The 26802-nt window shown below is 61.7% G+C and carries 31 protein-coding genes and 1 pseudogene; 19 read left to right on the forward strand and 13 right to left on the reverse strand.

Annotation, left to right across the window (positions count from 1 at the left end):
- Nucleotide 1: 1 nt before the first annotated feature.
- The 7 genes from O7A60_RS13835 to O7A60_RS13865 all read right to left on the reverse strand — a co-directional run bounded on the left by O7A60_RS13835 (nt 2) and on the right by O7A60_RS13865 (nt 6303).
- Nucleotides 2-466 (reverse strand): GNAT family N-acetyltransferase, encoded by a 465-nt coding sequence (locus tag O7A60_RS13835; RefSeq protein WP_337106790.1) that lies wholly within the window; start codon nt 464-466, stop codon nt 2-4.
- The gene (locus tag O7A60_RS13840) at nt 463-873 is read right to left on the reverse strand and encodes a DUF302 domain-containing protein (RefSeq protein WP_337106791.1); all 411 of its coding nucleotides are present in this window, start codon (nt 871-873) and stop codon (nt 463-465) included. The genes O7A60_RS13835 and O7A60_RS13840 overlap by 4 nt, the downstream gene beginning before the upstream one ends.
- The gene (gene uvrA / locus O7A60_RS13845) at nt 873-3794 is read right to left on the reverse strand and encodes an excinuclease ABC subunit UvrA (RefSeq protein ID WP_337106792.1); all 2922 of its coding nucleotides are present in this window, start codon (nt 3792-3794) and stop codon (nt 873-875) included. Before uvrA ends, O7A60_RS13840 begins: the two co-directional genes overlap by 1 nt.
- A gap of 699 nt (nt 3795-4493) precedes the next feature.
- Nucleotides 4494-4790: a hypothetical protein gene (locus O7A60_RS13850; RefSeq protein ID WP_415926823.1), complete on the reverse strand. Its 297-nt coding sequence runs from the start codon at nt 4788-4790 to the stop codon at nt 4494-4496.
- Nucleotides 4791-4877: 87 nt separating this feature from the next.
- The gene (locus O7A60_RS13855) at nt 4878-5483 is read right to left on the reverse strand and encodes an ATP-dependent Clp protease proteolytic subunit (RefSeq protein WP_337106793.1); all 606 of its coding nucleotides are present in this window, start codon (nt 5481-5483) and stop codon (nt 4878-4880) included.
- 23 nt (nt 5484-5506) lie between these two features.
- Nucleotides 5507-5992 carry an SRPBCC family protein gene (locus O7A60_RS13860; RefSeq protein ID WP_415926824.1) on the reverse strand — a complete coding sequence of 162 codons (486 nt, stop codon included), beginning with the start codon at nt 5990-5992 and terminating at the stop codon, nt 5507-5509.
- A complete protein-coding gene (locus O7A60_RS13865) occupies nt 5989-6303 on the reverse strand; it encodes an ArsR/SmtB family transcription factor (protein ID WP_337106795.1) in 315 nt (104 codons plus the stop codon). The genes O7A60_RS13860 and O7A60_RS13865 overlap by 4 nt, the downstream gene beginning before the upstream one ends.
- Nucleotides 6304-6529: 226 nt before the next feature.
- Between O7A60_RS13865 and O7A60_RS13870 the strand changes: the two genes are divergently transcribed.
- Together O7A60_RS13870 and O7A60_RS13875 are read left to right on the forward strand one after the other, a co-directional pair.
- Nucleotides 6530-7054 (forward strand): single-stranded DNA-binding protein, encoded by a 525-nt coding sequence (locus O7A60_RS13870; RefSeq protein ID WP_027144945.1) that lies wholly within the window; start codon nt 6530-6532, stop codon nt 7052-7054.
- Nucleotides 7055-7184: 130 nt separating this feature from the next.
- On the forward strand, nt 7185-7610 hold the full coding sequence (locus tag O7A60_RS13875; protein ID WP_337106796.1) for an OsmC family protein: 426 nt from the start codon (nt 7185-7187) through the stop codon (nt 7608-7610).
- Between the two features lie 17 nt (nt 7611-7627).
- Here the strand turns inward: O7A60_RS13875 and O7A60_RS13880 are convergent, their stop codons facing one another.
- The 3 genes from O7A60_RS13880 to O7A60_RS13890 all read right to left on the reverse strand — a co-directional run bounded on the left by O7A60_RS13880 (nt 7628) and on the right by O7A60_RS13890 (nt 9526).
- Nucleotides 7628-8257, reverse strand: coding sequence for a MarC family protein (locus tag O7A60_RS13880; protein WP_337106797.1), 630 nt, complete (start codon nt 8255-8257; stop codon nt 7628-7630).
- Between the two features lie 116 nt (nt 8258-8373).
- On the reverse strand, nt 8374-8823 hold the full coding sequence (locus O7A60_RS13885) for a hypothetical protein (protein WP_337106798.1): 450 nt from the start codon (nt 8821-8823) through the stop codon (nt 8374-8376).
- Nucleotides 8824-8989: 166 nt separating this feature from the next.
- A complete protein-coding gene (locus tag O7A60_RS13890; protein WP_337106799.1) occupies nt 8990-9526 on the reverse strand; it encodes a hypothetical protein in 537 nt (178 codons plus the stop codon).
- An 85-nt stretch (nt 9527-9611) separates the two neighbouring features.
- Here O7A60_RS13890 and O7A60_RS13895 point away from each other — a divergent pair, with 85 nt between their 5' ends.
- The gene (locus O7A60_RS13895) at nt 9612-10442 is read left to right on the forward strand and encodes a helix-turn-helix transcriptional regulator (RefSeq protein WP_337106800.1); all 831 of its coding nucleotides are present in this window, start codon (nt 9612-9614) and stop codon (nt 10440-10442) included.
- A gap of 27 nt (nt 10443-10469) precedes the next feature.
- Here O7A60_RS13895 and O7A60_RS13900 read toward each other — a convergent pair.
- Nucleotides 10470-10821: pseudogene (locus tag O7A60_RS13900) on the reverse strand (SulP family inorganic anion transporter); the annotation flags it as partial.
- Nucleotides 10822-10953: 132 nt separating this feature from the next.
- Between O7A60_RS13900 and gyrA the strand changes: the two are divergent.
- Nucleotides 10954-13755: a DNA gyrase subunit A gene (gene gyrA, locus O7A60_RS13905; protein ID WP_337106801.1), complete on the forward strand. Its 2802-nt coding sequence runs from the start codon at nt 10954-10956 to the stop codon at nt 13753-13755.
- 62 nt (nt 13756-13817) lie between these two features.
- Here gyrA and O7A60_RS13910 read toward each other — a convergent pair whose 3' ends face one another.
- Entirely contained in the window at nt 13818-13970 is a 153-nt protein-coding gene (locus O7A60_RS13910; RefSeq protein WP_084636784.1) for a hypothetical protein, read from the reverse strand.
- A 195-nt stretch (nt 13971-14165) separates the two neighbouring features.
- On the opposite strand from O7A60_RS13910, the gene coaD reads away from it, so the two are divergent.
- Genes coaD through tgt form a run of 7 tightly spaced genes read left to right on the forward strand, consistent with a single transcriptional unit; the run spans nt 14166 to nt 18742 of the window.
- Entirely contained in the window at nt 14166-14666 is a 501-nt protein-coding gene (coaD, locus tag O7A60_RS13915; protein ID WP_337106802.1) for a pantetheine-phosphate adenylyltransferase, read from the forward strand.
- A 17-nt stretch (nt 14667-14683) separates the two neighbouring features.
- Nucleotides 14684-15271: a peptidylprolyl isomerase gene (locus O7A60_RS13920; protein WP_337106803.1), complete on the forward strand. Its 588-nt coding sequence runs from the start codon at nt 14684-14686 to the stop codon at nt 15269-15271.
- 26 nt (nt 15272-15297) lie between these two features.
- Nucleotides 15298-15810: a peptidylprolyl isomerase gene (locus O7A60_RS13925; RefSeq protein WP_015317720.1), complete on the forward strand. Its 513-nt coding sequence runs from the start codon at nt 15298-15300 to the stop codon at nt 15808-15810.
- 12 nt (nt 15811-15822) lie between these two features.
- A complete protein-coding gene (locus O7A60_RS13930) occupies nt 15823-16272 on the forward strand; it encodes a DMT family transporter (protein WP_337106804.1) in 450 nt (149 codons plus the stop codon).
- On the forward strand, nt 16272-17360 hold the full coding sequence (gene queA / locus O7A60_RS13935; protein ID WP_337106805.1) for a tRNA preQ1(34) S-adenosylmethionine ribosyltransferase-isomerase QueA: 1089 nt from the start codon (nt 16272-16274) through the stop codon (nt 17358-17360). The genes O7A60_RS13930 and queA overlap by 1 nt, the downstream gene beginning before the upstream one ends.
- Nucleotides 17350-17619, forward strand: a complete 270-nt coding sequence (locus O7A60_RS13940; protein WP_027144957.1) for a hypothetical protein — start codon at nt 17350-17352, stop codon at nt 17617-17619. The genes queA and O7A60_RS13940 overlap by 11 nt, the downstream gene beginning before the upstream one ends.
- The gene (tgt, locus tag O7A60_RS13945; RefSeq protein ID WP_337106806.1) at nt 17612-18742 is read left to right on the forward strand and encodes a tRNA guanosine(34) transglycosylase Tgt; all 1131 of its coding nucleotides are present in this window, start codon (nt 17612-17614) and stop codon (nt 18740-18742) included. The genes O7A60_RS13940 and tgt overlap by 8 nt, the downstream gene beginning before the upstream one ends.
- A gap of 19 nt (nt 18743-18761) precedes the next feature.
- Here tgt and O7A60_RS13950 read toward each other — a convergent pair whose 3' ends face one another.
- Nucleotides 18762-19181: a DUF4864 domain-containing protein gene (locus O7A60_RS13950; RefSeq protein WP_337106807.1), complete on the reverse strand. Its 420-nt coding sequence runs from the start codon at nt 19179-19181 to the stop codon at nt 18762-18764.
- Nucleotides 19182-19483: 302 nt separating this feature from the next.
- Here O7A60_RS13950 and O7A60_RS13955 point away from each other — a divergent pair, with 302 nt between their 5' ends.
- The 8 genes from O7A60_RS13955 (at nt 19484) to O7A60_RS13990 (ending at nt 26752) form a co-directional block, all read left to right on the forward strand.
- Entirely contained in the window at nt 19484-19720 is a 237-nt protein-coding gene (locus tag O7A60_RS13955) for an Lrp/AsnC family transcriptional regulator (RefSeq protein ID WP_337106808.1), read from the forward strand.
- Between the two features lie 171 nt (nt 19721-19891).
- Nucleotides 19892-21304, forward strand: a complete 1413-nt coding sequence (locus O7A60_RS13960; RefSeq protein ID WP_181166272.1) for a circularly permuted type 2 ATP-grasp protein — start codon at nt 19892-19894, stop codon at nt 21302-21304.
- Nucleotides 21305-21363: 59 nt separating this feature from the next.
- A complete protein-coding gene (locus O7A60_RS13965) occupies nt 21364-21723 on the forward strand; it encodes a four helix bundle protein (RefSeq protein ID WP_337106950.1) in 360 nt (119 codons plus the stop codon).
- A gap of 67 nt (nt 21724-21790) precedes the next feature.
- On the forward strand, nt 21791-22732 hold the full coding sequence (locus O7A60_RS13970) for an alpha-E domain-containing protein (RefSeq protein WP_337106809.1): 942 nt from the start codon (nt 21791-21793) through the stop codon (nt 22730-22732).
- Nucleotides 22733-22818: 86 nt separating this feature from the next.
- On the forward strand, nt 22819-23613 hold the full coding sequence (locus O7A60_RS13975) for a transglutaminase family protein (RefSeq protein WP_337106810.1): 795 nt from the start codon (nt 22819-22821) through the stop codon (nt 23611-23613).
- Between the two features lie 31 nt (nt 23614-23644).
- The gene (locus tag O7A60_RS13980) at nt 23645-24376 is read left to right on the forward strand and encodes a proteasome-type protease (protein WP_027144963.1); all 732 of its coding nucleotides are present in this window, start codon (nt 23645-23647) and stop codon (nt 24374-24376) included.
- 69 nt (nt 24377-24445) lie between these two features.
- Nucleotides 24446-25858, forward strand: a complete 1413-nt coding sequence (locus O7A60_RS13985) for a pyridoxal phosphate-dependent decarboxylase family protein (protein WP_337106811.1) — start codon at nt 24446-24448, stop codon at nt 25856-25858.
- A 126-nt stretch (nt 25859-25984) separates the two neighbouring features.
- Nucleotides 25985-26752, forward strand: a complete 768-nt coding sequence (locus O7A60_RS13990; protein ID WP_337106812.1) for a DeoR/GlpR family DNA-binding transcription regulator — start codon at nt 25985-25987, stop codon at nt 26750-26752.
- The last annotated feature ends 50 nt before the right edge of the window (nt 26753-26802 follow it).

A 26802-nucleotide genomic window follows, 5' to 3' on the forward strand; every position in this document is an offset into this window, starting at 1 on the left:
ATCAGACCGCGGTAGGCCTGTCGATAGGTTTGGCCATCTCGACCAGTATCCACCCTGGCCGATAGGGATTGGGCCGGCGACCCGTTTCACGGTAGCCATAGGCGGCGTAGAGCGCGATGTTCCGTTCCATCTTGGCGTTGGTGTAGAGCCGTACCTCCAGCAAACCCCACAGACGCGCCTGTTCATCCGCGTGATTGAGCAGTGCTATGCCGAGTTTTTTGCCCTGAAAAGCAGGGGAGACGGCGACGCTGAAGATCATGGCGTGGTCTTCGTGTCGTTCAAGGACAATAAGCCCGGCGGGATCATTGCCGCTCTCAAGTAGCCAGACCTCGCCGCGCTGGATACGCGGCGCATAATCCTCGGTAACGGGGATCGGTGGCGCGTCGAGTATGGCGTTGTAGGAAGCATAGGCCGCTTGCGTCAGCGCCACGATCGCGGCGAGATCTTCTGGGCCAGCGAGCCTCATGATTGATCCATTCCGGCAGCGGCCGTTATCACCTTTTCCATGCCAGCGGCAATTGCGGCGACGGCATCGCGGCTGGCGTCACGGAGATCGTGGCGTTCGGCGATCCAATGGGCGTCATTGTAGGAAAGCCAGACCTTGCCGTGCTCGTCCTCCCAGGCCAGCGCCTTCACCGGCAGGTCGATGCCGGCAAGCTGTTGGTCCTGCATCAGCGGTGTGCCGCCCTTCGGGTTGCCGAAAATCAGAAGCTCCGTCGGCCGCAGCGCGGTGCCGACATCGCGCGCGCCGGCCTGGTGATCGATGCGCGCGAACACAAGCAGTTCCGCGCGCTTGACCACCTCAGCCAGGCGGTCGATGGTTTCGGTCACGCCAAAGCGGCTCTGGACCGTGATGAGACCATCCTCTGTCATCACTCCGCCGCTTCGCGCTTGCCTCCAGGGCGCCGCTCCAGAAGCTCCTTGAGGAACTGGCCGGTGTAGCTGCGCTTCTCGCGCACGATGGCTTCCGGAGTGCCGGAGGCGACCAGTTCGCCGCCGCCATCACCGCCTTCGGGCCCGAGGTCGAGCACCCAGTCGGCGGTTTTTATCACTTCGAGATTGTGCTCAATGACGACCACGGTGTTACCCTGGTCGACCAGTTCGTGCAGCACTTCCAACAATTTGGCGACGTCGTGGAAGTGCAGGCCGGTGGTCGGCTCATCGAGGATGTAGAGCGTCTTGCCGGTTGCCTTGCGCGACAGTTCCTTGGCCAGCTTGATGCGCTGCGCCTCGCCGCCGGACAGCGTCGTCGCCTGCTGGCCGATGTGGATGTAGCCCAGCCCGACCTGCTTCAGCGTCTCCAGCTTGTCGCGCACGCCAGGCACGGCGGCGAAGAAGTCGACGCCTTCCTCGACCGTCATGTCGAGCACGTCGGCGATCGACTTGCCCTTGAACAGGACGTCGAGCGTCTCTCTGTTGTAGCGCTTGCCGTGGCAGACGTCGCAGGTGACGTAGACGTCGGGCAAAAAATGCATCTCGATCTTGATGACGCCGTCGCCCTGGCAGGCCTCGCAGCGGCCGCCCTTGACGTTGAAGGAGAAACGGCCCGGCTGATAGCCGCGCGCCTTCGCTTCGGGAAGACCCGCGAACCAGTCACGGATCGGCGTGAAGGCGCCGGTGTAGGTGGCGGGGTTCGAACGCGGGGTCCGCCCAATCGGCGACTGGTCTATGTCGATGACCTTGTCGAGGAATTCCAGCCCCTCGATGCGGTCATGCTCGGCCGGATGCTCGCGCGAGCCCATGATGCGGCGCGAGGCCGCCTTGAACAGTGTCTCGATCAGGAAGGTCGACTTGCCGCCGCCGGACACGCCGGTGACGGCGGTGAACGTGCCGAGCGGGATTTCGGCGGTGACGTTCTTCAGATTGTTGCCGCGCGCGCCGACGATCTTCAGCCGCCGGTTCTTCTTGGCTTCGCGGCGCATGCCAGGCGTTGCCACTTCAAGTGCGCCCGACAGATATTTGCCGGTGATCGAATTGGGGTTGGCCATCACCTGCTGCGGCGTGCCTTGGGCGATGATCTCGCCGCCATGGATGCCGGCGGCGGGGCCCATATCGACGACATAGTCGGCATGCAGGATGGCGTCCTCGTCATGCTCGACGACGATCACCGTGTTGCCGATGTCGCGCAGATGCTTGAGCGTGTCGAGCAGGCGCGTGTTGTCGCGCTGGTGCAGGCCGATCGACGGCTCGTCCAGCACATAGAGCACGCCGGTCAGCCCAGAGCCGATCTGCGAGGCCAGCCGGATGCGTTGGCTTTCGCCGCCCGACAGCGTGCCGGAATTGCGCGACAAAGTGAGATAATCGAGCCCGACATCGTTGAGGAAACGCAGGCGTTCGCGGATTTCCTTCAAGACGCGGACAGCGATCTCGTTCTGCTTGTCGTTGAGCTGCGCCGGCAGGTCGGTGAACCATTTGTCGGCGTTGCGGATCGACTGTTCCGTCACCTCGCCAATATGCTTGCCGGCAATCTTCACCGCCAACGCTTCCGGCTTCAGCCGGTAGCCCTTGCAGACCGGGCAGGGCGTCGCCGACATGAAGCGCTCGATTTCTTCGCGCATCCAGGCGGACTCGGTCTCTTTCCAACGCCGTTCGAGATTGGGGATGACGCCTTCAAAAGTCTTGGTCGTCTTGTAGGAACGCAGGCCGTCATCATACTGGAAGGTGATCTCTCGCTCGCCGGTGCCGCGCAGGATCGCCTCCTGCGCTTGCGCGGAAAGATCCTTGAACTTGTCGCCGAGCTTGAAGTCGTACGCCTTGCCCAACGCCTCGAGCGTCTGCGAGTAATAGGGCGAGGTCGATTTCGCCCATGGGCTGACGGCGCCGTCGCGCAGCGACACGTTCTCGTCGGGCACCACGAGGTTGGGGTCGATGGCGCGCTGGCTGCCGAGACCGTCACAGGTCGGGCAGGCGCCGAACGGGTTGTTGAAGGAGAACAGCCTGGGCTCGATTTCCGGAATGGTGAAGCCGGACACCGGGCAAGCGAACTTTTCCGAGAACAGGATGCGCTCATGCGTCTCGTTCTTCGACTTGTTGACCGAATCCTCGCCGGTCTGGCTGGCGTCGAGCGGCTTGTCGGCGAACTCGGCCACCGCCAGCCCTTCGGCCAGCTTCAGCGCCGTCTCGATGGAGTCGGCGAGACGCGTGGCAAGGTCGCCGCGCACGACGATGCGGTCGACGACAACGTCGATGTCGTGCTTGTATTTCTTGTCCAGCGCCGGCACATCGGCGATTTCGTAGAAGACGCCGTCGACCTTGACGCGCTGGAACCCTTTCTTCTGCAGCTCCAGCAGTTCCTTGCGGTACTCGCCCTTGCGGCCGCGCACGATGGGCGCCAGCAGGAACAGGCGCGTGCCTTCCTCGACCGCCAGTACCCGGTCGACCATCTGGCTGACCGTCTGGCTCTCGATCGGCAGGCCGGTGGCCGGCGAATAGGGCACGCCGACACGGGCAAAGAGAAGCCGCATATAGTCGTAGATTTCGGTGACGGTGCCGACCGTCGAACGCGGGTTCTTCGACGTGGTCTTCTGCTCGATGGAAATGGCCGGCGACAGGCCGTCGATCTGGTCGACGTCGGGCTTCTGCATCATTTCGAGGAATTGCCGTGCATAGGCCGAGAGGCTCTCGACATAGCGGCGCTGGCCTTCGGCATAGATGGTGTCGAAGGCCAGCGACGATTTGCCGGAGCCCGACAGGCCGGTCATGACGATCAGGCTGTCACGCGGCAGGTCGAGATCGACGTTCTTCAGATTGTGTTCGCGCGCCCCGCGAATGGATAGGAATTTATGGTCGGCCATCGCCGGTCGCCGCCTCAGATCTGGAATTCGTGGGATTGGCGGGTTTTCCCAGCCATCCCCTATGTAGGTCTTTTTGCCGCCACGTCGAGAGACGCCACAACTCCCGACAGAAGTCGTTTAACCGTCTTTCGCGCGAAGGGGCAAGCGGAAAGAACAAAGGCCGAACACGCTCCTGACAAAGCTGTGCGGAAACTGACCTGAACGTAAGCTCCCGGTGATCACATTTTTCCGTAACCGGCTATTGATGGTTGACGCGGCCAACTCACGGGAGCAGTCTTCGGAAGTCAGCGAAGCCGGCCGTCTTTCGATGGCCTCGCCGCCCCAAGGCGGCCTGCGAGACGCCGCAGGCATCTGCGATTTGCGCTTCGCCACGACGATGTCGCAACGGACACAGGAGCGGAGCATGACGCCACCGGATAGTCCCCCAGGGCTTCAGTCGTCACTGGAGCCGCGGCAGGCATAAGTGCCAGAGGCGGGCGTTTGCGCCACCCGACAAACCGTGACCTGCCGTATCCGTCAAAATCAGAGACTATTGGTCGGATCGTCGGCTGAATGCCGCGAAGCATCCGAAATCAACGCCGGCAGTACGCTCCCGGCAAGCATGGATTAAAAATCCAAAAAAAGCCCCGTCCGTTTGCCCAAGGCACGGCGGGGCTTATTTTGGGCCTGGGCTTGAGTTCGCAGGCCTCCGACCTCGGCCTACCTGGGCGGCTTGATCCCGCCAACTCCGACATCGACCGTGATGCTGCCGGAAATCCTGACATCCGTATTGCCGATCTTGAACTGCCCATTGCCGCTGCTGGGGAACGCGTCGTCGGGTTCGGGCACCGGGGCCGGCTTGGCGATGCGATAGTCGCCGGCCACGCCGGGCAGGGCGCTTCTTTGCGCTGACGATGAAGCGTCGTCGGCAAGTGCCGAACTGGACGCAAGACCGACGATTGCGAGCACCATGGCGCCGGTGACACGGTGCGATGTTCTGGATCGATGAGTGTCCATCCCCTTTTATAGGGACCTGCCGCCACCGGAACCAGACCGATATCGTCAAATCTTCGACACCTAGCAGGATTTGATCTGGGCTCTGCCTCACGCCGCCTTTTTGCGGGTGTCGAAAACATGGTCGACAATGCCCCATGCCTGGGCCTCGCGGGCCGTCATGAAATGGTCGCGGTCGAGCGTGCGTTCGACCTCTTCATAGCTGCGGCCGCAATGCTGGGCGTAGAGTTCGGTCATATTGCGTTTGGTCTGGCCGATGCGTTCGGCGTGCCGCTGGATGTCGGAAGCCTGGCCCTGGAAGCCGCCCAGCGGCTGATGCAGCAGGATGGTGGCGTTTGGCAGCGCGATGCGGCGCCCGGCCGTGCCTGCCATCAGCAGGAACGATCCCATCGATGCGGCAAAGCCCATGCACACGGTCGAGACCGGGCAGCTGATATATTGCATCGTGTCGTAGATGGCGAAGCCGCTGGTCACCATGCCACCAGGCGAGTTGATGTAGAGCGAGATCTCCTTCTCGGGATTGTCCGATTCCAGCGACAAAAGCTGCGCGCAGACCAGCGCCGAGACGTCGTCGTTGATCTCGCCGTTGATGAAGACGATGCGCTCGCGCAGCAGTCGCGAAAAAATGTCGAAGGCACGTTCGCCGCGGCTCGATTGCTCGATCACCATCGGCACAAGGCTGGCAACACCACTCATTTCAGTTCTCCGATTTTCCGTGTTCAGGCCGCGCGTGGCAGCAGAAGGCGTGGTGTGTTCGCGGCGATAGGCGTTCCGGCCCCGAGCAGCGAAAGCCGGCAGCCGGCCCCCGCCATCGCAACAGCGGGCATTGCCTTGCGAGCAAAGCCGTCATGGACGATGCGCAGATGCGTGCCGCCGGAAACGGTACGGGCGAGCGTGAAGGTGACGGTGCTGTCGAGCGGGTGCGCCGCATCGTCGGACTGCTCCCGCCAGGAATAGCGCAGCAGGCGCTCGGGCTCGGCGTCGAGGATCTCGCATTCGATCGGCGCGTCAGGCCCGGCGAAGGCGAAGCGGCTGCCGGGCCGCGGCCTGATGTCGTTCGGCATCATCCAGGCGGCGAGCAATTCCGGCACGGTCAGCGCCCGCCAAACCTTTTCCGGCGGCTCGGCAAGGTCGTATTCGAATTCGAGCGCATCTGGAGCGATTTCGAGGTGATTTGCGTCTTTCATTGATCCGCCGTTTTTCATTGGTCCATGTCCTTCAAAACGGCCTTCAGTTTTTCGATGCGTTCCGGCCAGAACGTCCGATAGCGTTCAATCCAGGAGAGCAGCGGGGCAAGCCCCTGCGGATCGGCGCGATAGTAAGCGTTGCGGCCGGCCCGCCGCTCCACCACCAGGCCAGCGCCGCGCAACACCGCCAGATGCTGGGAGACGGCCGGCTGCGATACCGTGAGGCCGCTGCGCAGTTCCGACACGCTCATCTCGCTGGTGGCGAGACGCTCGAAGACGGCGCGGCGCGTCGGGTCGGCCAGGGCGCGGAAAATCTCTGCTTCGATCATGACGAAAGCATAAGTCGATACTTATCGATTTGGCAAGCGGTGTTTTGAGACCCATATGCTTCGTTCGGGCATTGCTGCCATTCCTTGACAATCAGCGGCGGTGCATATAGGAACGAAAAGGGAACAAAAACCTTGTGGGAAAAGCCAGCCTTGGCAGGCGACCGACGTCGGTAGCCTGTAAGGTGCTGCGACAAAAATTTGTTTCGGATGAGCGCGGAGAAATATCATGGCGGGTAGCGTCAATAAGGTCATTCTGGTCGGCAATCTCGGCGCGGACCCTGAAATCCGCCGCCTGAATTCGGGCGAGCCGGTCGTCAACATCCGCATCGCCACCTCGGAAAGCTGGCGCGACAAGAATTCCGGCGAGCGCAAGGAAAAGACCGAGTGGCACAATGTCGTGATCTTCAATGAGGGCATTGCCAAGGTGGCCGAGCAATATCTGAAGAAGGGCATGAAGGTTTATGTCGAGGGCCAGTTGCAGACGCGCAAATGGCAGGACCAGACCGGTGCCGACAAATACACGACCGAAGTCGTGCTGCAGAAATTCCGTGGCGAACTGCAGATGCTCGACGCGCGCGGCCAGGGTGAGGGCGGCCAGGTCGGCGGCTACAGCGGTGGCGGCAGCAGCCGTGGCTCGGATTTCGGCCAGTCGAGCCCGAACGAAGGTTTTAGCCGTGGCGGCGGTGGCGGCTCCAAAGGGGGCGGTGGCGGTGGCTCGTCGCGCGAGCTGGACGACGAGATCCCGTTCTGATCGAAGCCGTACCAAACGGCGAATGCTTGTTGCTTGAGATGCCCCGAGGGTCCTGCACGGACTTTCGGGGTTTTGCATTGTTGATTTTGAGCCGACAGTCGGCACGATCAACGACTGAAAGGACGGAGCGATGAAAGCACGGGTCAAATGGGTCGAGGAACGCACCTTTGTCGGCGAATCCGGCAGCGGCCACAAGGTCGTGCTGGGCACGGCGTCCAGCCCGGAAGGCAAGACGCCGGGACCGAGCCCGATGGAGCTGGTGCTGATCGGCACCGGCGGCTGCTCGGCCTATGATGTCGTCCATATCCTCGAAAAAGGCCGCGAGGCGGTCGAGGACTGCGTGGTCGAACTCGACGCCGACCGGGCCGAGACCGACCCGAAGGTGTTCACTCGCGTCCATATGCATTTCATCGTCAAGGGCCGGGCACTGTCGCGCGACAAGGTCAAGCGCGCGATCGATCTTTCCATCGACAAATATTGCTCGGCTTCCGCCATGATGGCCAAGACGGCCGCGCTTACGCATGATTTCGAGATCGTCGATACGGCGGCGAAGTAGGATGAGCGTTATACCGCTCAGCCGGCCATCAGCGCCTTGATGCCATCGGCCACGAACTGTACCGCCAGGGCCGCCAGGATGACGCCGAGCAGGCGGGTCAGGATCGAGCGGCCGGTCTGGCCGAGGATGCGGTCGATGCGTTCCGACAGCACGAACACCAGATAGGTTATGACGAGGCAGACGAAAATGATGCCGACCAGGGCCGCCTGCGCGGCAAAGCCCTGAAACGAGCCGGAGAGCAGCACCGTCGCTGACATCGCGCCGGGCCCGGCGATCAGTGGGATCGCCAGCGGGAAGGCGGCGATGTTGTGGATCATGTCCTTGGTGATGGCGACGTCGCCGATCTTCTCCTTGCGGTCCTGCCGGCGCTCGAAAACCATTTCGAAGGCGATGAAGAACAGCAGGAACCCGCCGGCGACGCGGAACGCCGGCAGGGTGATGCCGAACACCGACAGGATAGAGGCGCCGGCCAGCGCAAACAACGCCATCACCAGAAAACCGATGATCGAGGCGCGGACGGAAACTTGGCTGCGCTCCTCGCGATTCATGCCGCGTGTGACGGCCAGGAACAGAGGCGCCAGGCCGGGCGGATCGATGGTCACCAGAATGGTGACGAAGGCATTGAACAGGCTGTCGAAACTCGGCATCGCTGACCCTCCCACCGGGCCAGGCCCGTACCCGCATTGGTAGAGCAAAGCCCGGTCGGTGGGAACTGTCGGAGGGCCGGAGATTTCGACGCGGTATGGCGCACGTCGAAACGGATTCAGGCGACGCGCTTTGCCCGGTGGGCTAAATGTTCATAGGTGATTTGCCAAGGGTCGCTCTCGGAAGGTCTTTCCTCGCCGATCCAATGGAAGCTGTTGGCAGTGATCCCGGTGAAACGCCATCGAGTTTGCAGACCGCGCGAGTCATCGCCGATCTGGACAATGTCCTTACCCTCGGCCCGCCCGATCTGGCGCGAGTAATCTTGGTTGAGCGGATCATTCCAGATGATGTGCCAGCCACCGATCCCAGGATCGAAGATGCGCAAAGTCGTGCCATACATGGTGGGCCGCGCAGGGCGCCTGGGCCTGATCCAGATGTCCTGAATCGCGCGGCCTTCGAGCACCCAGCCGAAATGGCATTCTCCGGTCCATTTCTGGATCGTGCCGTCGTCAAGGTGGCAGACCGTGTCCATTTCCCAGCTTCCGATCAGCCATCCATAGAGGTCCATGTCTTTCGCTCGGTCGGCTGTGGGAGCTTCGGATACGAGAGCAGTGAGAAACGAAGAAATCGCCATAGTCACGAGGCCCTTTCGCATCTGGCACATTGGGTGTCGCGGATACCGATCGAGACATGATCGGACATGTTTTCCTCCATTCTTACAATGTATTACAGCCTCATCTTGTCGCCGTCCGCCGTGCCAGGAACTCGACTTCCAGCCGCCATGTCGCACCCTTGTCGTGCGAGCGCTCGCCAAGCCATCGGAAGGAATTCTTCGTGATCCGCGAAAAGCTCCAGCGCACGGAGGAGCCGGTGCCGTCGGCGCCGACCTGCACGATGGTGTCGCCTTCGGCGCGGCCGAGCTGGCGGCTGAAATACTGGTTGCGCGGGTCGCTCCAGAAAATGTGCCAGGCGTCGACGCCGGGGTCATAGACCCGCAGCGTCGTGCCATAAAAAGTCCATTTGCCGAGCGACGGCGAGGAACCGGCGTCACGCGCGGGCAGGATCCAGACATCCTGGATCGCCCGGCCTTCCAGCACCCAGCCGAAATGCACCTCGCCGCGTCCGGTCAGCACCGTGCCGTCCTCGAGATGGCGCGAGGCGTCAAACGTCCAGGCACCGACGAAGCGGCCGTAAAGGTTCAGTTTTTCGGCGAGACCTTCCATCGGTCCGGGACTGTGCAAGGCTTCGGCAAATGAGGATTGGTCGAACATGGCAGCGGCCTCTTCTTGTCAGGAGACCGCCAAGAATAAGTGCTGGCAGGGTTCTGGGCTTGGGAAAAATTGCTATATTTCGGCCATGACGGCGACCGCGGATACCCTTGCATCCGGACCCGGTTGGCACGTGGCGGATGTAATCTGCACGGCCAGCGCCGGCGATCGGCCATTCGAGGAAGCGCATCGGGATTTCTGCGTTGCGGCCGTCACCAGCGGCTCGTTCCGCTACCGCGCGCAGCAAGGCACGGCAGTGCTCGCGCCAGGCAGCCTCCTGCTCGGCAATTCCGGCACATGCTACGAATGCGGGCACGAGCATGGCAATGGCGACCGTTGCCTCTCCTTCCATTTCGGGTCGGCCTATATGGACCGGATCGTGGCCGACGTGCCGGGCGCCAGGACGCTCAGCTTCGCGGCGCCGCGCCTGCCGCCATTGCCGGCCTTGGCGCCGCTGCTGGCCGAGGCGGAAGCCGCGCGCGACATGGCAGACACGGACGCATTCGAGGAACTCGCCCTGCGGGTCGCGGGTGCCGCCGTGGCAACGCTCTCCGGCGCCACGCATGGCGGGTGCGACCCAAGCCGCCGCGACCAGAAAAGGGTTGCCGAGGCGGTTCGGCGGATCGAACTGGATGCCGACGGGCCGATCTCGCTTCCGGCGTTGGCGGACGAGACCGCGACCAGTCCCTATCATTTCCTGCGCACCTTCCGGCAGGTCGCCGGCATGACGCCCTATCAGTACCTGCTCAGGACCCGGTTGCATCGCGCGGCGGTGCGATTGCGCACGTCCAACGATGCCATCTCGGCAATTGCTTTCGAGGCAGGCTTCAACGATCTGTCGACGTTCAATCGCCGGTTTCGGCGTCTCATGGGCGAGACGCCGGGCCGCTATCGCGCCAGGCGCGCGGGCCGCGGCTGAAAAGTCGCGTTACACCCGCGGCATCAGTCCATAATCGGCCCGCATGGCGAGGCCGCCGGCAAACAGTGGCGTGATCGTCGAATCCGCGCCCGCCGAAAGGTGGCGATTGGCGCCGAACAGGGCAAACGCCACCGAACCGGCGACAAAGGCGAAAAAGCCGAGCTCTGGAGCAAAACCGCCGAGCCTGGCTGTCGGGAATAGCGATCGCGGCCAGTGTCACGCCAGCGATCAGGTCACCATTGAGATCCCGGGCCTGCCAGCCGCTCAGCGCCCGGAAAGGCAGCTATAGGCTCCAATTCATGGTGATCGCGGCTTTTGCTTGGGGAGTTGGTCCATTGCCGGCTTTTGCCTTGGTGGTGGCGAAAAGCATAATGGCCATATCGTCGCAATTAGCGGTATCCTTTTGAAATTACCACCGAAAATGACACTGGAAAAGTGCCGTGAACGTTGGAGTTTCGGCCGTGCTTCCTATATAAGCGGGCAGTGATTCCTGATTAGATTGTGATACGATTTGACCGACCAAAAGACACCGCGCGGCGCCGACGGCGGGCCCACCGGCATCGAACCCATCTCCATCATCGAGGAGATGCAGAGTTCTTATCTCTCTTACGCCATGAGCGTGATCGTCAGCCGTGCGTTGCCCGATGTGCGCGATGGCCTGAAGCCGGTGCACCGCCGCATTCTCTATGCTGCGCATGAGAGCGGCTACCACTGGAACCGCAAATATGTGAAATCGGCGCGTCCGGTAGCCGACGTGATGGGTAAATACCATCCGCATGGCGATGCCTCGATCTATGACGCCTTGGTGCGCATGGCGCAGGATTGGTCGCTGCGCGTGCCGCTGATCGACGGGCAAGGCAATTTCGGCTCGATCGATGGCGATCCGCCGGCGGCGATGCGCTATACCGAATCGCGCCTAACCAAGGTCGCGCACGAGCTTCTGGAGGATATCGACAAAGACACCGTCGATTTCCAGGACACTTACGATGCTTCGGACACCGAGCCGAAGGTTCTGCCAGCGCGCTTTCCCAATCTGCTGGTCAACGGCTCGGGCGGTATTGCCGTCGGCATGGCCACCAACATCCCACCGCACAATCTCGGTGAAGTCTGCAACGCCGCCATTGCCGTCATCGACAATCCGGCGATCGACCTGCCGGCGCTGATGGAGATCATTCCAGGTCCCGATTTCCCGACCGGCGGCATCGTGCTTGGCCGCTCCGGCATCTATAGCGCCTATTCCACCGGCCGCGGCTCCATCGTCATGCGCGGCAAGGTCAACATCGAACAGCGCGGCAACGACCGCGAATCGATCATCATCACCGAGGTTCCCTACCAGGTGAACAAGGCCTCGATGATCGAGAAGATGGCCGAACTGGTGCGCGACAAGCGCGTCGAGGGCATTTCGGACATCCGCGACGAAAGCGACCGTCAGGGTTATCGCGTCGTTATCGAGCTCAAGCGCGACGCCGTTGCCGACGTTGTCCTCAACCAGCTCTACCGGTTCACGCCGCTGCAGACGTCCTTCGGCGCCAACATGGTGGCGCTAAACGGCGGCAAGCCGGAGCTGCTGAACCTGACCGACATGCTGACGGCCTTCGTCACCTTTCGCGAGGAGGTGATCAGCCGGCGGACAAAGTTCCTGCTCCGCAAGGCGCGCGACCGCGCCCATGTGCTGGTTGGTCTGGCCATCGCCGTTGCCAACATCGATGAAGTGATCAAGCTTATACGTACCGCGCCGGATCCGCAGACGGCGCGCGAGCAGTTGATGGAGCGGCGCTGGCCTTCAGGTGACGTTGAATCGCTGATCCTTCTGATCGACGATCCGCGCCACCGCATCAACGAGGACGGCACCTACAATCTGTCCGAGGAACAGGCGCGCGCCATCCTCGAACTGCGCCTGCAGCGCCTGACCGCGCTCGGCCGCGACGAAATCGCCGATGAGTTGAACACGATCGGCGACGAGATCAAGGACTACCTCGACATCCTGTCGTCTCGCGCGCGTATCCAGCAGATCGTCAAGGACGAACTCGCCGCCGTGCGCGACGAGTTCGGCACGCCACGCCGCACCGAACTCACCGACGGCGGCGCGGACATGGAAGACGAGGACCTGATCCAGCGCGAGGACATGGTCGTGACGGTGAGCCATTCCGGCTACATCAAGCGCGTGCCGCTTTCGCTGTATCGGGCGCAGCGCCGCGGCGGCAAGGGCCGCTCCGGCATGTCGACCAAGGAAGAGGATTTCGTCACCCGGCTGTTCGTCGCCAACACGCACACGCCGGTGCTGTTCTTCTCCTCGCGCGGCATCGTCTACAAGGAAAAGGTCTGGCGCCTGCCGATCGGCAACCCGCAGTCACGCGGCAAGGCACTGATCAATATGCTGCCGCTGGAGCAGGGCGAGCGCATCACCACGATCATGCCGCTGCCCGAGGACGAGACGAGCTGGGGCGAACTCGACGTGATGTTCGCCACCACGCGCGGCACCGTGCGCCGCAACAAACTGTCCGACTTCGTACAGGTCAACCGCAACGGCAAGATCGCCATGAAGCTGGAGGAGGAGGGCGACGAAATCCTCGGCGTCGAGACCTGCACCGATAATGACGACGTGCTTCTGACGGCGAATTCGGGTCAGTGCATTCGCTTCTCGGTCGGCGACGTGCGCGTCTTCCAGAGCCGGAACTCCGTCGGCGTGCGCGGCATAACCATGGCCGGGACCGACCGCATCATCTCCATGTCGGTGATAGAGCATGTCGATGCATCACCGGCGGAACGCGCCGCTTACCTCAAGCGGGCGGCGTCGGAGCGGCGGCTTGCCGCCGAGACGGCTGGAGAGGAAGAAGAGATCGCGCTCACCAATGAGGAGATCGGCGAGGAGACCGAGCTTCCAGACGATCGCTACGAATTCCTCAAGGCGCACGAGCAGTACGTGCTGACGGTGACCGAATATGGTTACGGCAAGCGTTCGTCGTCCTACGATTTCCGCCTGACTGGTCGTGGCGGCAAGGGCATCCGAGCCACCGACGTCTCGAAAACAACCGAAATCGGCCAGTTGGTGGCAACCTTCCCGGTCGGCAACGACGATCAGATCATGCTGGTGTCGGACGGCGGCACCGTCATTCGGGTGCCAGTCAACGGCATCCGTTTCGCCAGCCGCGCCACCAAGGGCGTGACCATCTTCAACACGGCTGAAGGTGAAAAGGTGGTTTCGGTCGAGCGGATTTCGGAGCCGCAATCGGACGAGGAAACGGAAGAGGCCGTGGAGGGTGGCGCGGAGTCGGATTCGACGACTGACAGCGGTCCGGATAGCGCCGAATAGTCCCTGGAGCAGGCTTGACATACGCCGGCCGATAGCCGGCGTGGCAGCAAGTCGAGACTGGTTTAGTAGTGACGATACGGCTTGCGCGAGCCAAAGCCTTCGAAGCGCTTGGTGGTTGCCTTGACGCGGATGCGCTGTGCCTCCTGGTGCAGCCCGAATACTGTGGCGATCAGCATGGCGACGGTCATCGCGGTGGCGAGCATGTAGATCAGCATGTGCGTGTTCTCCTGCGCCTTACAAACGGATATATGGGACTTTGGTTTCATCTTATTAAGGGTGGAACCTAGTGAACGCTGCGTGAAGGCTGCGTGATCAGCGTATTCATCTGTCGTTCATGTGCCGGAAAAGGTTCACGGGCCACCTGCCAATCGGATTTGCCTTTGTGAGAGAGGCTCGCTAGAAGCTCCCGCATGACCGAACGCATCGCCCTTTATGCCGGCTCCTTCGACCCGCTGACCAACGGCCATCTCGATGTGCTGAAAGCGTCGCTGGCGGTTGCCGATATCGTTTATGCCGCGATCGGCATTCATCCGGGCAAGAAGCCGCTGTTTTCCTTCGAAGAGCGGGTGCGGTTGATCGAAGCCGCCACGAAAGCCGAATTCGGCCGTGACGGCGTCCGCATCAAAGTGGTTGCTTTCGATGGGCTGGTGATCGATGCCGCCAGAAGAGAAGGCGCCTCGATCATGATCCGCGGTCTGCGCGACGGCACCGATCTCGACTACGAAATGCAGATGGCCGGCATGAACGAAACCATGGCGCCTGAGTTGCAGACGGTTTTCCTGCCCGCCAGCCCATCGGTGCGCACCATTACCGCCACACTTGTGCGCCAGATAGCCTCGATGGGTGGCGACATCCGCCCCTTCGTGCCGGAGGCCGTGGCCGGTGCGCTCACCGCAAAATTCGCGAAATAAGCCCGGAGAAAATCCTCATGCAGCTCAAAAGGCTCGCCTCATTCTTTGTTGTGCTCGCCGGTCTCTTGACCGCGTCCGTTTCCGCCTATGCCGCCGATCCGGAAAACACCATGATCATCACCCTGAAAGATGGCGACGTGACTGTCGCCCTGCGCCCCGACCTGGCGCCCAAGCATGTCGCGCAGATCAAGAAGCTGGTGCGCGATCATGCCTATGACAATGTCGCTTTCCACCGTGTCATCGACGGCTTCATGGCGCAGACCGGCGACGTCAAGTTCGGCAACATGAATAAGGGTTTCAATGCCCAGGCCGTCGGCACCGGCGGCTCGGACCTGCCCGACTTGCCGGCCGAATTCTCGCAGACCGAGCATTACAAGCGTGGCGTGGTCGGCATGGCCCGTTCGCAGGATCCGAATTCCGCCAATTCGCAGTTCTTCATCATGTTCGCACCGGCACCGCCGCTCGATGGCCAGTACACAATCATCGGCAATGTCGTCAGCGGCATGGAGCTGGTGGACAAGATCAAGAAGGGCGACGAGGCGGACAATGGCACGGTCACCGATCCCGACCGCATGATCAAAGTGCGCATCGCCGCCGACAAATAATTCAATTTTTCAAAAGGATATCTGACATGGCCGAGATCAAGGACCGCGAGAACGCGCTCATCATGGAAACGACCAAGGGCAAGGTCGTCATCGAACTGTTTCCTGATTTGGCCCCCGGCCATGTCGCCCGCATCAAGGAACTGGCCCGCGAAGGCGCCTATGACGGCGTCGTCTTCCATCGCGTCATCGAAGGTTTCATGGCGCAGACCGGCGACGTCAAGTTCGGCAATTCGAGCAAGCCTTCGTTTGCGCCATCGCGCGCCGGCATGGGCGGCTCTGAAAAGCCTGACCTGAAGGCTGAATTCTCCAACGCGAACCACGGCCGCGGCACCTGCTCAATGGCCCGTTCGCAGAACCCGAATTCGGCCAACTCGCAGTTCTTCATCTGCTTCGACGATGCCGCGTTCCTCAACCGCCAGTACACGGTCTGGGGCCAGGTCATCGAAGGCATGGACAATGTCGACAAGATCAAGCGCGGCGAGCCGGTGCAGGATCCCGACAAGATCGTGTCGCTGAAGGTCGCGGCCGACGTCAAGTAAGGCGAAACGACAATGATGGGCGTCGTCTGGTCGCTTCTCGGCATCCTGTCCGGCGCCTTCATTGCCATTCAGGCGCCGATCAACTCACAGCTTGCGCGCGGCCTGGGTCTCCCGGTCGCGGCCGCGGCGTTTTCGTTCCTGTCGGGTGCGATCGTACTCGGCATCATCTCCGTCACGGTGGTGAAGCTGCAAGAGATTTCGCTCGACTGGAAGACGCCGGCACCCTGGTTGTTCGTCGCCGGCGGCATGCTCGGCGGCTTCTACGTCACGCTTTCAACTATCCTGACGCCGCGCATTGGTGCGGCCGCCCTGATGGCGTTCCTGGTGGCCGGTCAGTTGATCGCCGGCATGCTCATCGATCGCGTCGGCTTCCTTGGCGTCGCTGTGCGCGAAATCTCGCTCGGCCGGATCACCGGCGCCGTGCTTCTGCTGGCCGGAGCGCTGCTCGTTCGGCTGTACTGATGCGCGTCGACCTCTTTGATTTCGACCTGCCGGAGGAGCGCATCGCGCTTCGCCCGGCGGAGCCGCGCGACAGCGCCAAAATGCTCGTCATCGATCCGGGCAAGGGGCTGGAGGACCGCACGGTTGGCGATCTGCCCTCCTTGCTCCGCACCGGCGACGTGCTGGTCTTCAACGACACCAAGGTCATTCCAGCGCAGCTGAAAGGGATCAGGCGGCGCGGCGAGGCGGTGGCGCAGGTCGAGGCCACGCTGCACATGCGCATGGCTCCAGACCGTTGGCTGGCGTTCATGCGGCCGGGAAAGCGCATCGCCGCCGGCGACCGCATCCATTTCGGTCATGACGGCAATTCCTGTTTCCTCGGCCAGCTCGACGCCACGGTGATCGAGAAGGGCGAGGGCGGCGAAGCGCTGCTCGGCTTTGATCTATCCGGTCCCTTCCTCGACGAGGCGCTGCACGCGGTCGGCCACATTCCGCTGCCGCCCTACATCGCCTCGAAGCGCGATGACGACGAGCGCGACCGTGCCGACTACCAGACCATCTATGCCCGGGAAGAAGGTGCCGTTGCCGCGCCCACCGCTGGCCTGCATTTCACGCCGGAGCTTTTTGCGGCGCTGGACGCCAAGGGGGTCGAGCGACGCTTCGTCACCTTACATGTGGGCGCCGGTACGTTCCTTCCTGTGAAGGCGGACGACACCGCCGACCACAAGATGCATGCCGAGATCGGCTCGGTCAGCCCTGCGACCGCCGATGCGCTCAACGCCGCGAAGGCAAGGGGCGGGCGCATCATTGCCGTGGGTACGACTTCGCTGCGCCTGCTCGAGAGCGCGGCGCGTAAAGACGGCACGCTGGCGCCATGGTCAGGCCCGACCGACATCTTCATCACGCCCGGCTACCACTTTCGCACCGCCGACATGCTGATGACCAATTTCCATCTGCCGCGCTCGACGCTGTTCATGCTGGTTTCGGCCTTCAGCGGCCTCGACACGATGCGTGCCGCCTATGCGCATGCCATAACGAACCGCTACAGGTTCTACTCCTATGGCGACGCAAGCCTGCTTTACCGAGCGGAGATGAGCGATGGACGATGATCTGCAAACCCTCGATCGCGAAAGCCTGATCGCGGAAGTGAAAAAGCTGCGCGCCGGCATTCGCGCACACCGCGACACCACAGGCCACGATCTGTGCTGGCATCACCCCGATCTGTGGGACCTGCTGCCTGAGAAGACCGAGCCGTCGATCGCTGTGCCCCCCTGGCCCAAATTCATGCGCGGCTGCATCCGATATCGCCAATCGCTCGACAGGCAGGCGCCGGATGCGCCGGTCCACGACAAGGAATTCAATGGCTGAGACGTTCACCTTCAAGGTGCTGGCGACCGATGGCAAGGCGCGGCGCGGCTTGATCGACATGCCGCGCGGCGAAATCCGCACACCGGCCTTCATGCCGGTCGGCACCGGTGGCACGGTCAAGGCCATGTACATGGACCAAGTGCGCGGCGTCGGCGCCGACATCATCCTTGGCAACACCTATCACCTAATGCTGCGGCCCGGGGCCGAGCGCGTGGCGCGGCTCGGCGGTCTGCACGAATTCGCCCGCTGGCCGCACCCGATCCTGACCGACAGCGGCGGATTCCAGGTGATGTCGCTGTCGAAGCTGAGGAAGCTGACCGAGAAAGGCGTCACCTTCCGTTCGCACATCGATGGCGCGGCTTATGAAATGTCACCGGAGCGCTCCATAGAAATTCAAGGATTGCTCGATTCCGACATCCAGATGCAGCTCGACGAATGCACGGCGCTGCCCGCCGAGATGAAAGAGATCGAGCGCGCCATGGAATTGTCGCTGCGCTGGGCGGAGCGCTGTAAGGCGGCGTTCGGCGACCAGCCGGGCAAGGCGATGTTCGGCATCGTGCAGGGTGGTGACAACGCGGCGCTCAGGGTGCGCTCGGCGCAGGCACTGAGCGCGATGAACCTGAAGGGCTATGCCGTCGGCGGCCTGGCTGTCGGCGAGCCGCAAGCAGTGATGCTCGACATGCTCGACATCACGTGCCCGGAACTGCCCGACAACAAGCCGCGCTATCTCATGGGCGTGGGAACGCCGGACGATATCCTGAAATCGGTGGCGCGCGGCATCGACATGTTCGACTGCGTGATGCCGACGAGGGCCGGCCGGCATGGTCTTGCCTATACCAGGCGCGGCAAGGTCAATCTGCGCAACGCCCGCCACGCCGACGATCCGCGCCCGCTCGACGACGAGAGCGATTGCCCCGCGGCGCGCGCCTATTCGCGCGCCTATCTGCACCATCTGGTGCGCTCGCAGGAGGCGCTCGGGGCGATGCTGCTGACCTGGAACAACCTTTCCTACTACCAGAAGCTGATGCAGGATATCCGGGCCGCGATCGACGCGGGCAGCTTCGAGGCACGCGGCGCCGATATCACCGGAGGCTGGGCGAGAGGCGACATCCCGGCGTTGTAACGCACCGACGCTGCAGCGTTCAGGTGCTCAGCGAGTTCGAAGCGCGCAGGCTGCAGCCGGTGATCTGGAACGTGCCGTCGGGCTGTTGCTGCAGCGTGTAGACCGCCTCGTAGTCCTTGCCGTCGGGGCCGACGATCAGCACGTGCTGGACGATCGAACCCGGGCCGGTCTCCTCGAACTTGCCGAAGGAATAGGACTGCGGCTTGCGCACCGGTGGGTAGCCGTTGGTAACCATGTTCATGAAGGCCTCGACGGTCGGGAAGACCTGCTTCACGTTCGGGGCGGCGAAGCTGTAGGCCTTGGCGCCGTCATTGGCGATGAGGGCCTTCAATTGACCGTCGATGACGGCTTGACCAGTCTTGATCTCGGCGTCGCCGGCAAACGCCTGGGAAGCCAGCATGAGCGAAACGAACGAGAATGCAAAAATGGCGCGACGCATGGCCTGTCTCCACCGTTCCCGAAACGCCGCCTGCAGAAAAGCTGTTGCGGGAGGCATCCTAACATACGGGTGACGGCGCTTCACGGTTTCAGCGGGCGGCAATATTCGTCCCGGCTTGGCGAATTCCTACGCGTAAGTTTCCTCTAAGGCGGTGCGCTCATGGTGGACCCTGAGGGAGAGAGCATGCTGCGCGAGGCCGCGGCCAAGGTAGGCGCCGGCTAAGTGCGCATTCCAACGCTTGAAAGGCCGGCTCCAGTCTGCCAGAAGGGCCGCTGGACTTGGAAGTTTAGCGAGACGAAGCCATGAAGGCGTTTTTCGTGCAGATCAAATGCGAGCTGGGCAAATCCTATGAGGTTGCCAGCGCGCTTGCCGACGCCGAGATCGCCTCGGAAATCTACTCCACCGCCGGCAATTACGATCTGCTCGCCAAATTCTATGTCGGCGATGAGGAAGATGTCGGTCATTTCGTCAATGAGAAGGTGCAGATTCTTCCCGGCATCAAGGACACGTTCACCGTCGTCACCTTCCGCGCCTTCTAGCAGCGCGGGGCATTTGCCCGGGCATGAGGCAGAGCCTGATCAAGCTCATATTTCAGCTGCCTCAATTTTAGGCAGCCGCAACATACTGATCGTCAGGATCTCCCAAATCACCGATTGCGCTTGATTTTCTCCAACGACGCCAGTGAAATGGCGTCACAGGGGAGTATGCGATTGGCAGCGTTCGATGAAATGCTTCCGGAGGTTTCCGGACTTAGACGACCGTATTCGGCTTACGATCGCTGGCTGAAGGAGCAGGATCCAGCCAGACTTACCGAAAAGATGCAGGACGCCGAACGCGTCTTCCGCAAGACCGGCATCACCTTTGCCGTTTATGGCGAGCAGGAAGCATCCGAGCGGCTGATCCCGTTCGATATCGTTCCCCGCATCATTTCAGGCAATGAGTGGCGTCGCCTGACGCAAGGCATCGAGCAGCGCGTACAGGCGCTGAACGCCTTCCTCGACGACATCTACCATCGCCAGGAAATCCTTCGCGCCGGCCGCGTTCCCAGGGACCTGATCGCCAGGAACGAGGCATTCCTGCCGGAAATGATCGGCGTGCGGCCGCCGGCCGGGGTCTATACCCACATCATCGGCGTCGACATCGTGCGTATCAGCGAGGATGAGTTCTATGTGCTGGAGGACAATGCGCGCACGCCGTCCGGTGTCTCCTACATGCTGGAGAACCGCGAAACGATGATGCAACTGTTCCCCGAGCTGTTCCAGAAGATCAAGGTGCGGCCGGTGGAGAATTACCCGCAGCTTCTGCGGCAGTCGCTGGCGGCGGTGCGGCCGCAGAACACCAAGGGTGCGCCGACCATCGCGGTGCTGACGCCCGGCAGTTTCAATTCCGCCTATTTCGAACACGCCTTCCTTGCCGACCAGATGGGTGTGCAACTGGTGGAGGGGCAGGATCTGCGCGTCGTCGATGGACATGTCGCGATGCGCACGACCGAAGGCTACAAGCAGATCGACGTTCTTTACCGCCGCGTGGATGATTCTTTCCTGGACCCGCTGACCTTCAGGCCGGATTCAGCTCTCGGCATACCCGGCATCATGGATGTATACCGCGCCGGTAACATCACCATCGCCAACGCACCGGGAACCGGCATCGCCGACGACAAGGCGATCTATTCCTATATGCCCGAGATCGTCGAATTCTACACCGGCCGCAAGGCAATCCTCGGCAACATCCCGACCTGGCGCTGTTCGGAGCCGGACAGCCTGAAATATGTGCTCGAGCATATCCACGAGCTGGTGATCAAGGAAGTGCATGGTTCGGGTGGCTACGGCATGCTGGTCGGACCGGCCGCGACCAAGAAGGAATGTCAGGATTTTGCCAAGAAGCTGCAAGCCAAACCGTCTAATTACATCGCCCAGCCGACGCTCGCGCTCTCGACCTGTCCGATCCTGACTGAAAAGGGCCTGGCGCCGCGCCACGTCGATCTCAGGCCCTATGTGCTGGTGTCCGATCGCATCCAGATCGTGCCCGGCGGGCTGACGCGCGTTGCGCTGAAGGAAGGCTCGCTGGTGGTGAATTCCTCTCAGGGCGGCGGGACAAAAGACACTTGGGTGCTGGATGATTAATGAGCGAATAGGGAGTAGCGAATAGCGAGTAGGGTAGAGAAAAGGGGGACGAGACGACGATAAATTCTTACAGAGACCTGATTGTTTGGAAAGCGGCCGTTGACTTGGCGGTAGATTGCTATTCGGCAACGAAGGCCTTTCCAAACAGTGAAGTCTACGGAATGACCTCACAAATGCGCCGGTCGTCCGTATCGATTGCCGCGAATATTGCCGAAGGACATGGGCGAGAAAATACCGGCTCATTCATTCAGTTTCTACGTATCGCTCAGGGATCCCTGAAAGAGTTGGAAACGCACCTAATCGTGTCAGGAAAAATAGGTTTGATGGTCGAAGTCGAGGTTGCGCGTTTGCTCAAACAAGCCGACGAGATAGGGAAGATGCTGCATTCTATGATCAGGAGCCTGCAGCAAAGAACATGAAGCTAATTTTCCCCTATTCGCTATTCGCTATTCGCTACTCGCTATTCGCTCATCGGAGCACATTGACATGCTTCTCGGCCGCACCGCGAACGGACTTTATTGGATGAACCGCTATATCGAGCGGGCCGAAAACATGGCGCGGCTGGTCGACGCCGGGCTGCGTATGGCGCTCACTCGCACCCAGAGCGCGTCGGAGGAGTGGAATTCGGTGCTGCTCAGCGCCGGCTCCGACGTCGCCTTCAAGCAGAAATACCCGGACTATACGGCGGCCAATGTCTCCGACTTCCTTTTGCGCGACACGTCGAACGCATCGAGCACGATGTCGTCGATCGAGACTGCCCGCAACAATGCCCGCATGGTGCGCACTGCGCTGACGCGCGAGACGTGGGAGAGCATCAACGAAGCCTGGATGGCGCTGAAACGGATGCTGGCGAGGCCAATCGACGAGCGCGACCTGCCCAACGTGCTCGATGCGATCAAGCGCGAGACCGCGCTGATCCGCGGCTCGTTCTACGGCACCATGCTGCGCAACGAGATCTTCGACTTCTCGCAGCTCGGCACCTACGTCGAGCGCGCCGACAACACCGCCCGCATCCTCGACGTGAAATACTACGTGCTTTTGCCGTCGATCTCCTGGGTCGGCTCGACGCTCGACAACTATCAGTGGGAATCGATCCTGCGCTCGGTGTCGGCGCATCGCTCCTACCGCTGGGTCTATGACGCCGACTACAAGCCGACCAACATTGCCGACTACCTGATCCTCAATGTCCGCATGCCGCGATCGCTGACCTTCTGCTATCGCTTCCTGGCAGAGCATCTGAAGTTTCTCTCCGACGACTATGGCGAGCGCCATGCGTGTCACGCAACGGCGGAAAAAACGCAGGCGATGCTGGGGGCAGGGTCGATCAAGGATATATTCGACGCCGGCCTGCATGAGTTCCTGGCCGGGTTCATCCGCGACAACACCAGGCTCGGCGACGAGATCGCGCAAGACTACAGGTTTTATTGAAACATGATCCCGAACCGAAGGACCGCGTCAGCGAAAGGTGGGTACCGGCTTTCGCCAGGGATCATGCACTCGAACGGAAGATTGCCATGCGGCTGAAAATCACGCACCGGACAGAATACCGCTACGACGCACCGGTGCAGTATTTGCTCCAGAGGCTACGGCTGCTTCCCATGAGCGGGCCGACCCAGACCGTGCTGTCCTGGGCGCTGAAGGTCGAGGGCGCGCGCGAGGAAGTGCGATTTACCGACCATTATGGCAACGATAGCAGGCTGCTGAGCGTCGAGGGTGATCACGACTTCATCACAGTCGAAGCGTTGGGCGAGGTGGTGACGCGCGATACATCAGGTGTCAGCGGGCCGCATCAAGGCTTCGCGCCACTCTGGTTGTTCGCGCAGGAGACCGCTTTGACCACCATAGGCGGCGGCATCCGTGATCTTGCCGAGGCGCTCGGCAAGGGCACCGACCTTGACAGGCTGCACCGGCTGATGGCCGCCATCGGCGAGCGCGTCGCCTACACGCCGGGAACCACCAATGCGACGACTCCGGCCGAAGAGGCCTTGATGCTGAAGACCGGGGTTTGCCAGGATCATAGCCACATCTTTGCCGCCGCCGCACGCGCCATGGGATTTCCGGCCCGCTATGTCAGCGGCTATCTGATGATGGATGCGGCGGTGGAGCAGGCGGCGAGCCACGCCTGGGCCGAAGCCCATGTCACGGGCCTCGGCTGGGTTGCCTTCGATCCCGCCAATGGTATTTCTCCCGACGAACGCTATGTGAAGGTGGCCACCGGCCGCGATTACCGTGACGCTTCGCCGGTGTCGGGAATTCGACTGGGACAGGCGGAAGAACTGCTTGCGGTCACCGTCACGGTAGAGCAGTAATCCCCCAGGGATTACTGCCTCAAGAGATTCCATGACCTATTGCGTCGGCCTCAAGATCGATCGCGGGCTCGTGTTCATGTCGGACACGCGCACCAATGCCGGGATGGATTCTATCTCGACCTTCAAGAAGATGCACGTCTGGGAGCAGCCGGGCGAGCGCGTCATCGTTTTGATGTCGGCCGGCAATCTGGCGACGACGCAGGCCGTGGTCAGCCTGCTCGACGAACGCACCAAGGCGGTGACCGACCGCCACGAGAAGCTGCTCGAAACGCCATCCATGTACCAGACGGTGCGGCTGGTCGGCGACACGGTCAAGGAAGTGATCGCGCAATCGTCACCAGCGGGCGAGAAAGCCGATTCCTATTTCAATGCCTCCTTCATCCTCGGTGGGCAGATCAAGGGCAGCCCGCCGCGGCTGTTCATGATCTATCCCGAAGGCAATTTCATCGAATCGACCGACGACACGCCGTTCTTTCAGATCGGGGAAACCAAATACGGCAAGCCGATCATCATCCGCGCTTACGAAAAGACGATGAGCCTCGCCGAGACGGTGAAACTCCTGCTGGTGTCGTTCGATTCGACGCTGAAGTCGAACCTGTCGGTCGGCTTGCCGCTCGACCTGCTTTTCCTGGAACAGGGCGCCTTTCAGGTTGGTCTGAAAAAGCGGATCGCCCAGGACGACCAGTATTACCGCACGATCTCCGACGGATGGTCGAATGCCCTGAAGACGGCGTTCGCCAGCCTGCCGGATTTTCCTGGCTAGTCCGCATATCTCGCCGTTCGCAAAAGCCGGCGCGTCACCGGCGGCGAAAGATCATGTCGGGAGGACAAGATGAACAATGATGATTTCCGGCAATGGTCGCAACGTGCCGCCGATTGGGGTGCCGATTATCGCAACAATCTGCGTGAGCGGCCGGTGCGGCCGCTGGTCGAGCCGGGCGACATTTTCAGGAGCATCGAGGCGTCGCCGCCCGAAGACGCGGAGCCGATGGACAGGATTTTCGCCGACTTCGAAGAGAAGATCGTGCCGGGGATGACGCATTGGCAGCACCCGCGCTTCTTCGCCTATTTTCCGGCCAACGCGGCGCCCGTCTCGGTGGTGGCTGAATACCTGGTGTCGGCGATGGCCGCGCAATGCATGCTTTGGCAGACGTCGCCGGCGGCGACCGAGCTTGAAACGCGGACCGTCGACTGGATGCGCCAGGCGCTCGGCTTGCCGGAGGGTTTCTCCGGCGTCATCCAGGATTCGGCCTCGTCGGCGACACTCAACGCGGTGTTGACCATGCGCGAGCGGGCGCTGGACTGGCAAGGCAACAAAAAAGGCTTGGCCGGGCAGGGGCGGTTGCGCATCTATTCCTCCGACCAGGTGCACACTTCGATCGATCGGGGGATCTGGGTGTCAGGGATAGGCGAGGACAATCTCGTGCGCATTCCGGTCGCCGGCCGTTTTCGCGCCATGGAAGCGGCCGCACTCGAAGCGGCAATCGTCGCCGATCGCGAGGCCGGCATGCTGCCCGCCGGCATCATCGCCAGCGTCGGCGGCACCAGCACCGGCGGCACGGACGATATTGCAGCGGTTGCGGAGATTGCCAGGCGGCACGGGCTCTACCTGCATGTCGATGCCGCCTGGGCCGGGTCGGCGATGATCTGCCCGGAATTTCGACATTTCTGGGCCGGCGCCGAGCTTGCGGATTCCATCGTCTTCAACCCGCACAAATGGCTGGGCGCGCAATTCGACTGCTCGATGCAGTTCATTCGCCAGCCTGAGGACCTCGTTCGCACGCTGGCCATCAAGCCCGAATTCCTCAAGACGCATGGCCGCGACGGCATCATCAACTACTCCGAATGGTCGGTGCCGCTTGGTCGGCGCTTCCGGGCGCTGAAGCTTTGGTTTCTGCTGCGCGCCCATGGACTGGAAAACCTGCGAACCATGATCCGCAACCATGTCGCCTGGAGCGAAGGCCTTGCGCTGCGTCTGGCAAGGGAGCCGGATTTCGAAATCGTCAGCGAGCCAATGCTGTCGCTGTTTTCGTTCCGGCACAAGGCTGCAGCGGGCGCCGATGCCGACGAGCACAATCTGAGGCTGGTCAATGCGATCAACGACGATGGCCGCATCTACCTGACGCAAACGAAAGTCGATGGGAGGGTGGCGATCCGCTTCCAGGTCGGTCAGTTCGATGCCACGGCAGAGGACGTCGACGCCGCTTTCACCGTCATCACCGAAATAGCGCGTGCCATGGCCTGAAAAGGCTGGGTCAAGGTCGCGCCGAGGTTCACCCGTACAATCATCGGATTTCGTTAGCCGGCTTGCGCCTTTTCATCGGTTTCGTTTTCCACTATAAGCAAGAAAAACGAAAGCGGGAGGTCGCCCATGTATCTATCGCCACGCCATGCCGAAATCATCCAGATGGCCAAGGATCATGGTCGCGTGCTGGTCGATGATCTGGCCACGCATTTCAACGTGACGCCGCAGACCATACGCAAGGACCTCAACGATTTGTGCGACCAGCGGCTGCTTTCGCGCATCCATGGCGGCGCCTTGTTCCCGTCTGGTATCGAGAACATGGAGTATGAAGCCAGGCGCAAGATCGCGGCCGACGAGAAGGAAGCGATTGGCCGCGCGGCGGCCAGGTTGATCCCCGACAACGCCTCGCTGTTCATCAACATCGGCACCACGACCGAGGCGGTCAGCAAGGCGCTACTCGATCACGAGGGCCTGATGGTCATCACCAATAACATCAATGTTGCCAATAGGATGCGCATCTACCCGTCGATCGAGGTGGTGATTGCGGGCGGAGTGGTGCGCGGCTCGGACGGGGGTGTCGTCGGCGAGGCGGCGGTCGATTTCATCAGGCAGTTCAAGGTCGACTATGCTGTCATCGGCGCCTCGGCCATCGATCATGATGGCGCCTTGCTCGATTTCGATTTTCGCGAGGTCAAGGTGGCGCAAGCGATTATCGCCAATGCCAGGCATGTCATCCTTGTATCCGACCAGACCAAATTCGAGCGTACGGCGCCGGTGCGCATCGGTCACCTGTCGCAGGTCAACACCTTCATAACCGATCGCTGCGATATCGCTTCGGTACGCAAGATCTGCCAGGAGGCCGAGGTTCAGCTGATCGAGACATCGCTTGGCTGAGATGATTCCACGGTCTTCTCGCAGGTGATATTTCGTTTGACATTCGTTAT

Origin of the sequence: Mesorhizobium salmacidum (SeqCode) (genome assembly GCF_037179605.1) — a bacterium.
Lineage (GTDB): Bacteria > Pseudomonadota > Alphaproteobacteria > Rhizobiales > Rhizobiaceae > Mesorhizobium > Mesorhizobium salmacidum.

Bases quoted from the DNA above. Each gene is read 5' to 3' on its own strand.
- O7A60_RS13850 (WP_415926823.1), bottom strand. From the start codon at position 4,790: ATGGACACTCATCGATCCAGAACATCGCACCGTGTCACCGGCGCCATG.
- O7A60_RS13865 (WP_337106795.1), bottom strand. From the start codon at position 6,303: ATGATCGAAGCAGAGATTTTCCGCGCCCTGGCCGACCCGACGCGCCGC.
- O7A60_RS13970 (WP_337106809.1), top strand. From the start codon at position 21,791: ATGCTTCTCGGCCGCACCGCGAACGGACTTTATTGGATGAACCGCTAT.
- O7A60_RS13990 (WP_337106812.1), top strand. From the start codon at position 25,985: ATGTATCTATCGCCACGCCATGCCGAAATCATCCAGATGGCCAAGGAT.
- O7A60_RS13975 (WP_337106810.1), top strand. From the start codon at position 22,819: ATGCGGCTGAAAATCACGCACCGGACAGAATACCGCTACGACGCACCG.
- O7A60_RS13875 (WP_337106796.1), top strand. From the start codon at position 7,185: ATGAAAGCACGGGTCAAATGGGTCGAGGAACGCACCTTTGTCGGCGAA.
- O7A60_RS13880 (WP_337106797.1), bottom strand. From the start codon at position 8,257: ATGCCGAGTTTCGACAGCCTGTTCAATGCCTTCGTCACCATTCTGGTG.
- O7A60_RS13895 (WP_337106800.1), top strand. From the start codon at position 9,612: ATGACGGCGACCGCGGATACCCTTGCATCCGGACCCGGTTGGCACGTG.
- O7A60_RS13835 (WP_337106790.1), bottom strand. From the start codon at position 466: ATGAGGCTCGCTGGCCCAGAAGATCTCGCCGCGATCGTGGCGCTGACG.
- O7A60_RS13870 (WP_027144945.1), top strand. From the start codon at position 6,530: ATGGCGGGTAGCGTCAATAAGGTCATTCTGGTCGGCAATCTCGGCGCG.
- uvrA (WP_337106792.1), bottom strand. From the start codon at position 3,794: ATGGCCGACCATAAATTCCTATCCATTCGCGGGGCGCGCGAACACAAT.
- O7A60_RS13910 (WP_084636784.1), bottom strand. From the start codon at position 13,970: ATGCTGATCTACATGCTCGCCACCGCGATGACCGTCGCCATGCTGATC.
- O7A60_RS13925 (WP_015317720.1), top strand. From the start codon at position 15,298: ATGGCCGAGATCAAGGACCGCGAGAACGCGCTCATCATGGAAACGACC.
- O7A60_RS13860 (WP_415926824.1), bottom strand. From the start codon at position 5,992: ATGAAAAACGGCGGATCAATGAAAGACGCAAATCACCTCGAAATCGCT.
- O7A60_RS13855 (WP_337106793.1), bottom strand. From the start codon at position 5,483: ATGAGTGGTGTTGCCAGCCTTGTGCCGATGGTGATCGAGCAATCGAGC.
- queA (WP_337106805.1), top strand. From the start codon at position 16,272: ATGCGCGTCGACCTCTTTGATTTCGACCTGCCGGAGGAGCGCATCGCG.
- coaD (WP_337106802.1), top strand. From the start codon at position 14,166: ATGACCGAACGCATCGCCCTTTATGCCGGCTCCTTCGACCCGCTGACC.
- O7A60_RS13980 (WP_027144963.1), top strand. From the start codon at position 23,645: ATGACCTATTGCGTCGGCCTCAAGATCGATCGCGGGCTCGTGTTCATG.
- O7A60_RS13940 (WP_027144957.1), top strand. From the start codon at position 17,350: ATGGACGATGATCTGCAAACCCTCGATCGCGAAAGCCTGATCGCGGAA.
- tgt (WP_337106806.1), top strand. From the start codon at position 17,612: ATGGCTGAGACGTTCACCTTCAAGGTGCTGGCGACCGATGGCAAGGCG.
- O7A60_RS13840 (WP_337106791.1), bottom strand. From the start codon at position 873: ATGACAGAGGATGGTCTCATCACGGTCCAGAGCCGCTTTGGCGTGACC.
- O7A60_RS13950 (WP_337106807.1), bottom strand. From the start codon at position 19,181: ATGCGTCGCGCCATTTTTGCATTCTCGTTCGTTTCGCTCATGCTGGCT.
- O7A60_RS13885 (WP_337106798.1), bottom strand. From the start codon at position 8,823: ATGGACCTCTATGGATGGCTGATCGGAAGCTGGGAAATGGACACGGTC.
- O7A60_RS13955 (WP_337106808.1), top strand. From the start codon at position 19,484: ATGAAGGCGTTTTTCGTGCAGATCAAATGCGAGCTGGGCAAATCCTAT.
- O7A60_RS13930 (WP_337106804.1), top strand. From the start codon at position 15,823: ATGATGGGCGTCGTCTGGTCGCTTCTCGGCATCCTGTCCGGCGCCTTC.
- O7A60_RS13985 (WP_337106811.1), top strand. From the start codon at position 24,446: ATGAACAATGATGATTTCCGGCAATGGTCGCAACGTGCCGCCGATTGG.
- O7A60_RS13920 (WP_337106803.1), top strand. From the start codon at position 14,684: ATGCAGCTCAAAAGGCTCGCCTCATTCTTTGTTGTGCTCGCCGGTCTC.
- O7A60_RS13890 (WP_337106799.1), bottom strand. From the start codon at position 9,526: ATGTTCGACCAATCCTCATTTGCCGAAGCCTTGCACAGTCCCGGACCG.